This is a genomic window from Arthrobacter sp. GmRoot5-12, assembly GCF_059739365.1.
In genome coordinates this window covers 3,698,701-3,711,560 of record NZ_AP046056.1, presented here as the reverse complement: position 1 = coordinate 3,711,560, position 12,860 = coordinate 3,698,701, and the positions used below count along the sequence as shown (strand labels likewise).

The 12,860-nt window shown below is 66.7% G+C and carries 13 protein-coding genes and 1 riboswitch; of the genes, 2 read left to right on the top strand and 11 right to left on the bottom strand.

Features of this window, described 5'->3' with window-relative positions; genetic code table 11:
• Positions 1-31 precede the first annotated feature (31 nt).
• The 7 genes from trmD to AC6JAM_RS17095 form a co-directional block, all read right to left on the bottom strand.
• The gene (trmD, locus tag AC6JAM_RS17125; protein WP_018768284.1) at positions 32-844 is read right to left on the bottom strand and encodes a tRNA (guanosine(37)-N1)-methyltransferase TrmD; all 813 of its coding nucleotides are present in this window, start codon (positions 842-844) and stop codon (positions 32-34) included.
• Positions 845-1,390, bottom strand: a complete 546-nt coding sequence (gene rimM / locus AC6JAM_RS17120; protein WP_208324221.1) for a ribosome maturation factor RimM — start codon at positions 1,388-1,390, stop codon at positions 845-847.
• A 118-nt stretch (positions 1,391-1,508) separates the two neighbouring features.
• Entirely contained in the window at positions 1,509-1,751 is a 243-nt protein-coding gene (locus tag AC6JAM_RS17115; RefSeq protein WP_013601399.1) for an RNA-binding protein, read from the bottom strand.
• A 1-nt stretch (position 1,752) separates the two neighbouring features.
• Positions 1,753-2,175, bottom strand: coding sequence for a 30S ribosomal protein S16 (gene rpsP / locus AC6JAM_RS17110; RefSeq protein WP_497935310.1), 423 nt, complete (start codon positions 2,173-2,175; stop codon positions 1,753-1,755).
• A 233-nt stretch (positions 2,176-2,408) separates the two neighbouring features.
• The gene (locus AC6JAM_RS17105) at positions 2,409-2,864 is read right to left on the bottom strand and encodes a hypothetical protein (RefSeq protein WP_056387866.1); all 456 of its coding nucleotides are present in this window, start codon (positions 2,862-2,864) and stop codon (positions 2,409-2,411) included.
• Between the two features lie 167 nt (positions 2,865-3,031).
• Positions 3,032-3,907, bottom strand: coding sequence for a VOC family protein (locus AC6JAM_RS17100; RefSeq protein ID WP_018768288.1), 876 nt, complete (start codon positions 3,905-3,907; stop codon positions 3,032-3,034).
• A gap of 99 nt (positions 3,908-4,006) precedes the next feature.
• Positions 4,007-5,089, bottom strand: a complete 1,083-nt coding sequence (locus AC6JAM_RS17095; RefSeq protein WP_497935309.1) for an amidohydrolase family protein — start codon at positions 5,087-5,089, stop codon at positions 4,007-4,009.
• A 79-nt stretch (positions 5,090-5,168) separates the two neighbouring features.
• Positions 5,169-5,276, top strand: a riboswitch (TPP riboswitch).
• Here AC6JAM_RS17095 and thiC point away from each other — a divergent pair.
• Positions 5,272-7,113: a phosphomethylpyrimidine synthase ThiC gene (thiC, locus tag AC6JAM_RS17090; protein WP_497935308.1), complete on the top strand. Its 1,842-nt coding sequence runs from the start codon at positions 5,272-5,274 to the stop codon at positions 7,111-7,113. Its footprint overlaps the riboswitch before it by 5 nt.
• On the opposite strand, the gene AC6JAM_RS17085 is transcribed toward thiC, so the two are convergent.
• Together AC6JAM_RS17085 and ffh are read right to left on the bottom strand one after the other, a co-directional pair.
• Positions 7,110-7,844, bottom strand: a complete 735-nt coding sequence (locus tag AC6JAM_RS17085) for an alpha/beta fold hydrolase (protein WP_223991944.1) — start codon at positions 7,842-7,844, stop codon at positions 7,110-7,112. The genes thiC and AC6JAM_RS17085 overlap by 4 nt on opposite strands.
• A gap of 101 nt (positions 7,845-7,945) precedes the next feature.
• Positions 7,946-9,529, bottom strand: a complete 1,584-nt coding sequence (gene ffh / locus AC6JAM_RS17080) for a signal recognition particle protein (RefSeq protein ID WP_018768292.1) — start codon at positions 9,527-9,529, stop codon at positions 7,946-7,948.
• 84 nt (positions 9,530-9,613) lie between these two features.
• Here ffh and AC6JAM_RS17075 point away from each other — a divergent pair, with 84 nt between their 5' ends.
• Complete coding sequence (locus AC6JAM_RS17075; RefSeq protein ID WP_026265613.1) at positions 9,614-11,017, top strand: glucose-6-phosphate dehydrogenase; 1,404 nt, start codon at positions 9,614-9,616, stop codon at positions 11,015-11,017.
• Between the two features lie 93 nt (positions 11,018-11,110).
• On the opposite strand, the gene AC6JAM_RS17070 is transcribed toward AC6JAM_RS17075, so the two are convergent.
• Together AC6JAM_RS17070 and AC6JAM_RS17065 are read right to left on the bottom strand one after the other, a co-directional pair.
• A complete protein-coding gene (locus tag AC6JAM_RS17070; RefSeq protein ID WP_018768294.1) occupies positions 11,111-11,449 on the bottom strand; it encodes a P-II family nitrogen regulator in 339 nt (112 codons plus the stop codon).
• Entirely contained in the window at positions 11,446-12,807 is a 1,362-nt protein-coding gene (locus AC6JAM_RS17065; protein ID WP_018768295.1) for an ammonium transporter, read from the bottom strand. The genes AC6JAM_RS17070 and AC6JAM_RS17065 overlap by 4 nt, the downstream gene beginning before the upstream one ends.
• Between the last annotated feature and the right edge of the window lie 53 nt (positions 12,808-12,860).

The following is a 12,860-nucleotide window of genomic DNA, read 5'->3' as shown; positions in this document are numbered from 1 at the left end:
CAGCGGCAGGGTTACGCCAATTCGCCCGGCACTAATCCTGCGGCGCGGCTGCCGCTTCCGGCCGGCGGACCAGCCTGCCATCCACGATGTCATACCCCAGGTTGTGCAATTCGGTGCGGTCGGCACGCGGGAGGCTGCCGGCGTCGAACCCTTCCAGGAGGTCCGGACGCCGCGCCGCTGTGCGGCGGTACTGCTCGTGGCGCCGCCATTGGGCGATCCTGCCGTGGTTGCCGCTCAGGAGCACCGGCGGCACCTCGCGGTCACGCCACATGGAAGGCTTGGTGTAGACCGGATATTCCAGGAGTCCGTCCGAGTGGGATTCCTCCACCAGGGATTCGGGATTGCCCACTACACCGGGCAGCAGGCGGCCAATGGCTTCCACCATGGCCAGGACGGCCACTTCCCCGCCGTTCAGCACATAGTCGCCCAGGCTGACAGGCCGGACCGTGAAGTGTTCCTGCGCCCATTCGATGACCCGTTCATCGATGCCCTCATACCGCCCGCACGCAAACGCCAGGTGCTGTTCCTCGGCCAGTTCATAGGCGAGGGCCTGGGTGAACCGCTCGCCGGCCGGGGATGGGACGATGAGGACCGGCTTGCGCTGCGGATCCGGCCGCTCCTCCGCCACGGCGGCGAGTGCCTGGGCCCAGGGTTCGGGCTTCATGACCATTCCGGCGCCGCCGCCGTACGGGGTGTCGTCCACAGTGCGGTGCTTGTCCGTGGTGAAGCTGCGCAGGTCATGGACGTGCAGGTCCAGGATGCCGTCGTGGCGGGCCTTGCCAATCAGCGAGAGTTCAAGCGGGGCGAGGTATTCAGGGAAGATGCTGACGACGTCGATGCGCATCTAGTCCCTGCTTTCCGGTTCCGGGGCAGCGGCTTCGTCGGTGTTGAGTTCGAAGAGTCCGTCCGGCGGGGTGAGGAGGATGAAGCCTTCCTCGATATTCACCTCAGGCACGATCTGCTCCACGAACGGGATGAGGATTTCCTTGCCGTCCGGGGTGGTGACCATGAGAAGGTCCTGCACGGGCATGGTGTTCAGCGCAGTCACCTTGCCCACAACCTGCGCCCCTACCCGGGCCTCCAGGCCGACAAGCTCGTGCTCGTACCAGCCCTCGTCATCATCCCCGTCCAGTTCTTCGGTTTCGATGAACAGCTTGGCGCCGCGGAGGGTTTCAGCCTGGTTGCGGTCCGCCACCTCCTCAAAACCGAGCAGCAGGATGTCCTTGTTCCAGCGCGCACTCCGCACGGTCAGCCGTCCTGCCGCGGCGTCCTCAACGACGAATTCCGTTCCCGGGACAAAGCGGTCCTCCGGAGCGTCCGTCAGCACCTGGACGGTGACTTCCCCGCGAATGCCGTGCGGCTTGCCGATCCGTGCCACCTGAAGCTGCATCTGTTCCTCTGTTCCGGGTTGTGGTGGTTCCGGTGGAAGCACCATGTTGGTCAAAGCACTCCGGCCCCTCCACCTGGCGGTGAAGGGGCCGGAGCAAAAACTGAATGTTGCCGAGCGCTCAGCGGCGGCGGTCGGTATCGACGACGTCGACCCTCACCGGTTCGCCACCGGCCAGTGCTGCCACCACGGTGCGCAATGCGCGGGCCGTGCGGCCCTGGCGGCCAATCACCCGTCCAAGGTCGTCCTGGTGAACGCGCACCTCGAGGGTGTCCCCGCGGCGGTTGCTCTTCGAACTGACCTTGACGTCATCCGGGGAATCGACGATTCCGCGGACCAGGTGTTCCAGCGCTTCTGCCAGCAATCTACTCAGCCTCGGTGGTCTCAGCTTCGGCGTCGGTCGGGGCCTCGGCAGCGTCAGACTTGGATGCCTTCTTGGTGATGGCTTCCGGGATGATGACCGAGCCCTTCTCCGGGGCAACAAAGGCTTCCTTCGCGACCTTGGTCTTGAGGGTGCCTTCCTGGCCCGGCAGGCCCTTGAACTTCTGCCAGTCACCGGTGATCTTCAGGATCGCGGCGACCTGCTCGGACGGCTGGGCGCCGACGGAGAGCCAGTACTGCGCACGCTCGGAGTTGACCTCGATGAACGAGGGCTCTTCGGTGGGGTGGTACTTGCCGATCTCCTCGATGGCGCGGCCGTCACGCTTGGTGCGTGAGTCCGCAACGACGATGCGGTAGTACGGGGCGCGCATCTTGCCGAAGCGCTTAAGGCGAATCTTTACGGCCACTTTTGTGGTCACTCCTGTTTCAGAAAAGGGGTGAACCCGGCTTTCTGCACCCGTGGGGCGGGCCGTACTTGCGGGTTCGAAGGACAGGATCCGGACGCGGAGAGAGGGGCCACGCAGATCGAGTACCTGTTTATTGTGCCAGATGAACGGCGTTATTTCGACTTGAGCCACCGCGCCGGCGCCGCGGCCGGCCCTTGTGGAGGCGGAGGACGGCCGAAACCGGCATCACGGGGTCAGGCCGACCAGACGTACAGTCCCGTCCGCTCGGAATCGTCGATCGAGGCGGCCAACTCCGCCACCTGCTGAACGTAGCTCCGGGCCTGGCCGGCGTCGAACGGCATATCCTCCTGGCCGGCCCACTGTTCGGCGACGTCGTCAAGGACATTGCCTTCGCCTTCGGTTTCATAGGAGAGCAGGTCGGCCAGCGCACGGACCATGGCCGGCGGCACGGCAAGGAGCGAATCGCTGGCGACGTCCACCATGGTCAGCTCATAGTCGGCCCCGCCGGCGTGCACGGCAGTCCCGGCAAGATCGCCCAGCTGTTCGACTTCGAAGTCGCTGATGCCCTGGATCCGCACCGCCTGGCCCCCGGGCCCGCTGTCCGCCGCGGAGCCGCTTCCCTGGTCAAGGATGCCGGCGCGTTTCAGCGCGGCGTCATGGGTGGCGACGAAGATCTCGGTGAAGCCCATGGCGGGTGCCCTTCTTCCGTTGGCGGAGCTGCGTGCCGGGAGTTGCAGCCGGCCGTATGGAATCAGCCTAGTTGCTGCGCGCCCGCCGGCAAACGCGCCGGGCCGGAGCCCGCGAGCCCCAACACTGGCCCGTCAGCACTGGCGCACGGCCCGTGCAGGAGCACCGGTCAGCGGACTGCCACCCGGAGCCGGTTGCGCCACGGGTCCTCGAACCGGAGCTCCGCGCCGGTGTGGTGGGCGGGCACCCCGGCGACCCTCAGGCGGTCAGCCAGCGCCCCGACGTCGTCACCCGAGGGAACCTCGATGAGCACCTCGCCCAACCCAAGGGTGTCCTTGCGGGGGCCGGCGCCGCGACTGTTCCAGACGTTCATGGCCATGTGGTGGTGGTAGCGGCCCGCGGAAACGAACAGGGCCTGCCCATGCCAGCCCGCCGTCTTCTCGAAGCCCAGGGTACCCACGTAGAAGTCCCTGGCGGTCTGGACGTCGCCAACCTGGAGGTGGACGTGCCCCACGCCTGCGGACGTCCGTCGCTGGCCTTCGAGGGATTCCTCAGTGAGGTGCTGCTCCAGGTAGCGCTGCGGCGGAAGCGCCAGGCTGTCCATCACCACGTCCGTCCCGTTCCAGGACCAGTTGCTGCGCGGCCGGTCCCAGTACAGCTCGATGCCGTTGCCCTCGGGGTCGGTGAAGTAGAAGGCCTCACTCACCAGGTGGTCGGCGCTGCCGGTGAAGGACCGGGGTTCGTACTGGGCTGCCGTGGCGATGGTGGCAGCCAGGGAAGCCTGGTCCTCGAACAATAGGGCGGTGTGGAACAGGCCGGCCTCTCCCCTGCCGGGAAGGTGCAGCCCGGGGGCCGGCGCCAGGTGGACCAGCGGCCTGCCGAGCCTGCCCAGGTAGAGCCCGCCGTCCTGCTCCGCCACCGCCTCCAGGCCCAGTGCGCGCTGGTAGTAGTCGGTCATGACCTTCATGTCGCCCACCTTGAGCATTACCGTACCCATGGCGAGGTCGGCAGGAAGAAGATCCTGGCTGCTGGCTGCGTCGGTCATTTGAAGGCTCCTTGTGTTGGAGGCCGTCACTTCGGCGGCCTGTCACATATTAAAATTACTTGAAGCTTCAATTTATTCCAAGTAGCGGAACCAAATAACTCAACGGATGATGCGGCCGCCCAGCACCACGTGCTCCAGCGCCGTGATCGTGTCCGGGGTGGTCCGGGGGTCGTCCCGGCACACCACGACGTCGGCCCGCGCGCCTTCCTCCAGGCTGTCAACGCCCAGCCACGCACGCGCTGCCCAGCAGGCGGCATCCAGAGCCGCATGCATGGGCAGGCCGGCCCCGTGCAGGGCGAGGATCTCATCTGCGATCCTGCCGTGCCGGATCACGCTGCCTGCGTCCGTGCCGGCAAAGATCCGGACGCCGGCGGCATGGGCCTCCGCCACCCGTTCCAGCCTGCGTTCCCACAGGGCACGCATGTGGGCGGCGTAGCGCGGAAACTTTGCGTCCGCCTGCTCCGCGATATCAGGAAAGGTGGCGATGTTGATGAGGGTGGGCACGATCGGTACGCCCTGCTCCACGAACCGGGGCAGGTGGCGCGGCAGCAGCCCCGTGGCGTGCTCAATGCAGTCAATGCCGGCGTCCAGCATTTGGTCCAGGGTGTCTTCGGCGAAGCAATGTGCCGTGACCCGGGCACCTTCATCATGGGCAGCCTGCACAGCGTCACGCACGACGGCGGCAGGAAAGGAGGGCGCAAGGTCGCCGGCGCTCCGGTCGATCCAGTCGCCCACCAGTTTGACCCAGCCGTCGCCGTCGCGCGCTTGCTTCCGCACGGCCTCCACGAGCCCGTCGGGTTCGACCTCCGCCGCGAAGCCGCGCAGGTAGCGGCGTGTGCGGGCCACATGCCGTCCTGCACGGATCAGTACCGGGAAGTCCCGGCCGCCCTGCATCCAGCGGGTATCGGCAGGTGAGCCGGCGTCGCGGACCAGCAGGGTTCCGGCGTTGAGGTCAGCCAGCGCCTGCTCCCGGGCAATGGCGGGTTCCACCGGGCCGTCGGGACCCAGGCCGATGTGGCAGTGGGCGTCGACGAACCCCGGCAGCACCCAGCCGTCGAGTTCCCGCGCCGGAGCGGCAGCGGGCCGGCTGAACGTGAGCTTGCCGTCCACCGACCAGAGTCCATGGCGTACCCGGTCCGGTGCGGCCAGGACGGGTCCGCGAAAGTAGATGATGTCTGCCATCGGGCTTCCTTTCGATGCCCGGTCAGGCTAGCACCCGCGAATGTGACACCGCCCTTTCGGGGGCCTGTGGTAGCTTCTTCTCTGACCACACGGGAGCCCTTGCAGGGGCTGAGATCGGGCTGACGCAGCCTGCGACCGTTGAACCTGTCCGGGTAATGCCGGCGAAGGAAGTGAGTATTCCCTTGAGTACGCAAAACACCCAGTTGAACCCTGCCCACCTGCCGTCCACCGGGGGTTCCGGAGCCGGCTCCACGCCCCAGGTGAACCAGTCCGAAGTGACCCGGTCCCTGGCGTCGCATTCGCTGGCCTATATCGACGACGCCGGGTCCGGCATCCGGGTACCCGTCACGGAAATTGCCCTGGAGCCATCGCCCAACGGCCAGCCGAACGCACCGTTCCGGACCTACCGGACGGCGGGGCCGGGAAGCGACCCCGTCCGCGGCCTGGAGCCCTTCCGCGCGGAGTGGATCGTGGCGCGCGGAGACACCGAGGCCTACAGCGGCAGGGAACGCAACCTGCTCGACGATGGCCGCTCGGCCGTCCGCCGCGGCGCCGCCTCCGCGGAGTGGCAGGGCGCGCAGCCGGTGCCCCGCCGCGCCGTCGACGGCCGGACGGTGACCCAGATGCACTATGCCCGGCAGGGCGTCATCACGCAGGAGATGCGCTTCGTGGCGCTGCGCGAGAACTGCGATGTGGAACTGGTCCGGAGCGAACTGGCCGCCGGCCGCGCCATCATTCCGAACAACATCAACCATCCGGAATCCGAACCGATGATCATCGGCAAGGCCTTCCTGGTGAAGATCAACGCCAACATCGGAAACTCGGCCGTGACGAGTTCCATCGCGGAGGAGGTGGACAAGCTCCAGTGGGCCACGCAATGGGGCGCCGACACCGTTATGGACCTGTCCACCGGCGACGACATCCACACCACGCGGGAATGGATCATCCGCAACTCCCCCGTCCCGATCGGCACCGTGCCGATCTACCAGGCCCTGGAGAAAGTCAACGGCGAGGCCAACGCGCTGACCTGGGAAATCTTCCGGGACACCGTCATTGAACAATGCGAGCAGGGCGTGGACTACATGACCATCCACGCCGGCGTGCTGCTTCGCTATGTCCCGCTGACCGCCAACCGGGTGACGGGCATTGTGTCCCGCGGCGGCTCCATCATGGCCGGCTGGTGCCTGGCCCACCACCAGGAGAACTTCCTCTACACGCACTTCGATGAGCTGTGCGGGATCTTCGCGAAGTACGACGTTGCCTTCTCCCTGGGCGACGGTTTGCGCCCCGGTTCGACGGCGGACGCCAACGACGCCGCCCAGTTCGCGGAACTGGACACGCTCGCCGAGCTCACCCAGCGCGCGTGGGAGTACGACGTTCAGGTCATGGTGGAGGGGCCCGGCCACGTTCCCTTCCACCTGGTCCGGGAAAACGTCGAGCGGCAGCAGGAACTCTGCAAGGGGGCCCCGTTTTACACCCTGGGCCCGCTGGTGACAGATGTTGCTCCGGGCTATGACCACATCACCTCAGCGATTGGTGCCACCGAGATTGCCCGTTACGGCACCGCGATGCTGTGCTACGTCACCCCGAAGGAACACCTGGGCCTGCCCAACAAGGACGACGTGAAGACCGGCGTGATCACCTACAAGATCGCCGCGCACGCGGCGGACCTGGCCAAGGGGCACCCGGGGGCGCATGAACGGGACGACGCCTTGTCCAAGGCGCGGTTCGAATTCCGCTGGCGGGACCAGTTCGCACTGTCCCTGGACCCGGTGACGGCTGAGGCGTTCCACGACGAGACGCTGCCGGCTGAGCCTGCCAAGACGGCGCACTTCTGTTCGATGTGCGGGCCCAAGTTTTGCTCCATGCGGATCAGCCAGGACATCCGCGACGAATTTGGTTCCGCGGAGGCGCAGGCGGCACTGGCCGATGCTGCGGCCGGGATGGGCGGGAAGAGCGAGGAATTCCTGGCGGCCGGCGGCAAGGTCTACCTGCCGGAACTGCGGGTGCCTGCTGACAGCTAGGACGCGCGGGCCGGCTGGCTCCGGCTGACCTGGCTGATGAACTGCCGGATGGCCCGGTCCCCGTCCGGGGAGTCATGGGGCCGGTGTCCTCCCGCGGCAACGCGGTGCAGGGCACCGGTCTCCCGGAGGTACCCGGCGATTTCCTCGTAGAGCGGTTCCCACCCACCGGTCAGCACCAGCGTGGGCACCCCGGGAACAATGTGCAGCGGCGCCTCCCATGACGGGGCCTGGAGCCGCAGCCTGCGGGCGGACCTTTTTTCTTCCGTGGTGGCGGGCTGCTGGAGGTCGGTGGCGAAGACCCGCCGGACGAATTCGCGCTGGAAGTCTTCGTCGCTGAGCTGGTGGCGCACGTCGAAGAGGGGCTGCATGAGGCTGATGTGGGCGGCAGTGGCCGGGAGTTCCGCTGTCAGGGAGAGGCAGGCCGGTTCCACCAGCGTCAATGAGAAGACCAGGTCCGGACGTTCGACGGCGGCCATCATGGCCGCGATCGCCCCCTGGGAGTGCGCCACCACATGCCCGCCGGCGGCGCCGCGGCCGTCATCGGCAAGGGAGCGCAGGATGATGGCGGTGTCCTCCGCGAAGGACGACTCCAGTGGCTCCGCGAGGGCGTCAAAGCCGTGGCGGCGGAGGAACAGGGCGTCATAGGACAGTGCCATGCCGTGCTGGCGAGGCCACGCGGCGGCACCGAAGGTTCCGGCGCCGTGCACGAACACTACCCTCTGCTTGAACATGTCCCAACCCTATTCCACGGCACTGACATCCCAAGCAAGCAGCGCCAGGTGTCGTTCTGAGAGGTCAAAACGACACCTGGCGCTGCGTTGCCGGGGAACTGCTACTTGCCCAGGAACTTGTCGAAGCCCTTGGGGAGGTTCAGCTGGGACGGGTCGAAGTCCCCGCCCTGCTGGCCGAAGGCGGCGCCCGTTGGCAGCGCCTTGGCGGCGTTGGCACGGCGGGCTTCCGCTTCCTTGCGCTCCTGGGCAGCCTTGGCCGGGTTGCCGGACTTTGCCTTCTTCTTGGGCGCGTTCTTGGCGTTCTTCCGGGCACCGCCGCCGGCGCCGGGCAGGCCAGGCATCCCCGGCATTCCCGGCATGCCGCCCTGGGCCATCTTCTTCATCATCTTCTGGGCCTGGGCGAAGCGCTCAAGCAGGCCGTTGACCTCGGAGACGTGGACGCCGGAACCACGGGCGATGCGTGCCCGCCGTGAACCGTTGATGATCTTCGGCGCCAGCCGCTCGTGCGGTGTCATGGAGCGGACGATTGCCTCGACGCGGTCGATCTCGCGCTCGTCGAACTGCTCCAGCTGCTGCCGGATGTTCTGTGCACCCGGCATCATCATGAGCATCTTCTTCATGGAGCCCATGTTGCGGATCTGCTGCATCTGGGCCAGGAAGTCCTCGAGGGTGAAGTCTTCCTGGTCGGCGAACTTCTTCGCCATCCGGGCGGCCTCATCCTTGTCCCAGGCCTTTTCGGCCTGTTCGATGAGGGTGAGGATGTCGCCCATATCCAGGATGCGCGAGGCCATCCGGTCCGGGTGGAAGAGTTCGAAATCGTCCAGGCCTTCGCCGGTGGAGGCGAACATGACCGGCTTGCCGGTGACCGACGCGACTGAAAGAGCGGCACCGCCTCGGGCGTCGCCGTCGAGCTTGGACAGCACGATGCCCGTGAAGTTCACGCCTTCGTCGAAGGCGAGGGCCGTGTTCACGGCGTCCTGGCCGATCATGGAGTCGATCACGAACAGGACTTCGTTGGGCACGATGGCACGGCGGATCTGGCGCGCCTGTTCCATCATGTCGGCGTCCACGCCCAGGCGGCCGGCCGTGTCAACGATGACGACGTCGTGCAGCTTCTGGCGTGCTTCCTCGACGCCGGCGCGGGCGACGGCGACGGGGTCGCCGGCGGGCTGGTCCAACTCGGTGGAGGTGGCACCCGGGTGCGGGGCGAAGACGGGGACCTTTGCCCGCTGCCCCACCACCTGGAGCTGGGTGACGGCGTTAGGGCGCTGCAGGTCGCAGGCCACCAGCATGGGGCTGTGCCCCTGGGCCTTCAGCCACTTGGACAGCTTGCCCGCAAGGGTGGTCTTGCCGGCACCCTGGAGGCCGGCGAGCATGATGACGGTGGGGCCGTTCTTGGCCAGCCGGATCCGCCGGGTTTCGCCGCCCAGGATCTCGACGAGTTCCTCATTGACGATCTTGACGATCTGCTGGCCGGGGTTCAGTGCCGCAGAGACCTCGGCACCCAGGGCGCGTTCACGGACCCGGCCAGTGAACTCACGCACAACGGGAACGGCAACATCGGCGTCCAGAAGCGCGCGGCGGATCTCCCGGACGGTGGCATCGACGTCGGCCTCGGTGAGCCTGCCTTTACCGCGGAGATTCTTGAAGGTTGCTGTCAACCGGTCAGAGAGTGAATTGAACACGCGACGTGCACTTCTTTCAGTGGATGATCGGGACTCGACTATCTAGGGTATCAAGTCAGGCCCGGTAGGTGGCATGCTGGCAAAATGACGAGCCAAACGACTGTGAAGACCCTGCTCATCCTCGGCGCCTCGGGCGACCTCACCGGCCGGCTCCTCCTGCCCGGCCTGGCGCGGCTCGTTGCCGCAGGCCGCGCGGAGGGCCTCACCCTGGTGGGGGCAGGCTCGGATCCGTGGACGCCGGAACAATGGCGGGAGCGGGTCCAGGCATCGTTCGCTGCTGCAGCCGGCGCGGCAGACAGTTCCGGAAAGGACGCCCTCGAGCTGCTGCAGAAGGAGACGGCGTACCACCAGGTGGACGTCACTGCTAAGGGTGCCCTGGCCGCCCTGCTCGCGGGGCTGGAAGGCCCGGTGGCCGTTTACTTTGCGTTGCCGCCCCGGATCAGCCAGCAGGCATGCGAGACGCTCCAGCCGGAAGAGGTTCCGGAAGGCACCCGCCTGGTAATGGAGAAGCCCTTCGGCTTCAGCGAGGAATCGGCCCGGTCGCTGAACCGGACCCTGGCACGGCTGGTTCCCGAAGACCATATCCACAGGGTTGACCATTTCCTGGGCAAGGCCACCGTCCTGAACATCCTGGGCCTTCGGTTCGCCAACAACTTCCTTGAGCCGGTATGGAACAGGCAGCACGTGGAAAAGGTGGAGATCTTTTTCGATGAGGACCTGGCCCTGGAAGGCCGCGCGCGCTACTACGACGGCGCCGGCGCCCTCCGGGACATGATCCAGAGCCACCTCCTGCAGGTCATGGCGATCATGGCCATCGAACCTCCGGCCACCATCGGCGAGCGCGACCTCCGCGACGCCGTCTCCACCGTCCTGCGGGCCAGCAGCGTCAGTGCCCCCTTCACTGGCTCAACGCGCAGGGCCCGCTACACCGCCGGTTCCGTGGCAGGCAAGGACGTCCCGGACTACGCCAAGGAGGAAGGCGTGGATCCCGGAAAGGGAACCGAAACCCTTGCCGAAATCCAGGTGGGCATCGACAACTGGCGCTGGCGGGGGGTTCCCTTCATCCTGCGTTCCGGCAAGGCCCTGGGCGACAAGCGCAAGGAAGCGGTGGTCACCTTCCTTCCGGTGCCCCACCTGCCCCAGGGCTTTACGGGGGTGGACTCCCCCAACCAGCTCCGGATCGGTTTCGGCCCGGACACACTGGAGTTCGACGTCGACGTCAACGGTCCGGGAAACATCTTCAGCCTGGGCCGGGTCACCCTGGAAGCCGAACTGAGCGCCTCCGATCTCCTGCCCTACGGCGAAGTGCTGGAAGGCGTGCTGACCGGCGATCCGTTGCTGTCCGTCCGGGGAGACACTGCAGAGGACTGCTGGCGGATTGTTGAGCCGGTCCTCAAGGCGTGGGAGCGCGGGGACGTCCCGCTTGAAGAGTACGACGCCGGTTCGGCCGGCCCGGCATCCTGGCCCACCAACCGCTCAAAGGACTGAGCAGTCCGCGGCAGCACCGGCGGCGGTGACAAGAGGCAGGGCGGGAACCTTTCGGTTCCCGCCCTGCCTGTCTTTATGGTTCCGTGCCGGTGCCTAGATGGCGGCCACTCCGCGTTCCCCGGTCCGGACCCTAACTGCTTCATGGACATCGATGGTCCAGACCTTGCCGTCCCCGGCCCTGCCGGTATTGGAACTGGCGATGATCACGTCCAGGATGTCGTCTGCCTGCTCGTCCGTGGCCAGGACTTCCACCCGGATCTTGGGCAGGAGGTCCACGTTGTATTCGGCTCCGCGGTAGACCTCGGTGTAGCCGCGCTGCCGGCCGTATCCGCTGGCTGCGCTGACGGTCAGGCCCTGAACACCATAGGATTCCAGTCCCTCCCTGATGGCTTCGAGCTTTTCCGGCCGGACGATTGCAGTAATCAGTTTCATGCCCCCACGCTTTCCTTACCTGTTGCTGACTGTGACTTCTGCGTACCCGGCGTCCCCTGGACTGGCGCGTGGGACTCGCCCTGGCCCTTGCCGGTGATCATGTCGTGCAGCGGCTGGAAGCTTCCGCCGTGTCCGCTCAGTCCGAACTCGTAGGCAGTCTCGGCGTGCAGGCTGAGGTCCACACCCACCGTTTCCTGTTCCTGCGAGACCCGGAAGCCCATGGTCTTGTGGATGGCCAGCGCAATGATGGCCGTCAGGACTGCGGAGTAGGCGATGGCGACGCCGGCTGCCGCGAGCTGCGCCCAGAGCTGGGTCAGTCCGCCGCCGTAGAAGAGGCCGCCGCCAACACCGTCGGTGGGCAGTGCGATGAAGCCGAGCGCCACGGTGCCGATGATGCCGGACACCAGGTGCACGCCGACGACGTCCAGCGAGTCATCGAAGCCCCAGCGGAACTTCAGGCCGACTGCCAGGGCGGAGGCTACGCCGGCCACGACGCCCAGGCCGAGTGCACCGACGGGGCTGACGTTGGCGCAGGCCGGGGTGATGGCGACGAGGCCGGCCACCACGCCGGATGCGGCGCCGAGGGAAGTGGGGTGTCCGTCGCGGATCCGTTCGGTGACCAGCCAGCCGAGCATGGCTGCTGCCGGGGCTGCGAGGGTGTTGATCCAGATCAGGCCCCCCTGTTCGGCAGTGGTGGCTGCACCGCCGTTGAAACCGAACCAGCCGAACCACAGGATGGCTGCGCCGAGCATGACGAACGGGATGTTGTGCGGGCGGTGGTTGGGGTCCTTGCCGAAGCCCTTGCGGTTGCCGATGATGAGGACGAGGATGAGCGCCGCCACACCTGCGTTGATGTGGACCACGGTGCCGCCGGCGAAGTCGATGGCGGGGCCGAGGGCCTTGCCGATGGCGCCTTCGGGGCCGAAGAGTCCGCCGCCCCACACCATGTACGCCAGCGGGCAGTAGACGAGCGTGACCCACACGGGAACGAAGACGGACCAGGCGCCGAACTTGGCGCGGTCGGCGATGGCGCCGCTGATCAATGCCACGGTGATGATGGCGAAGGTGGCGGCGTAGCCAACCTTGATCAGACCGTCAGGGGTGGTGATGCCCTCAAGGCCGAATGTGGCGAACGGGTTGCCCACGATCTCCAGGAAGCCTTCACCGGAGCTCATGGACGCGCCCCACAGCACCCAGACAACACCCACCATGCCGATGGAGATGAAGCTCATCATCATCATGTTCAGTGCTGCCTTGGCGCGGGTCATGCCGCCGTAGAAAAATGCCAGACCGGGTGTCATGAACAGCACAAGGGCTGCCGCCACCATGACCCAAACGTGACCTGCGGTAAGTTCCATGGTGCACGTCCTCTCTCATCGAATCTTGCGGAGTACTCCGCCTGCCAACGCCT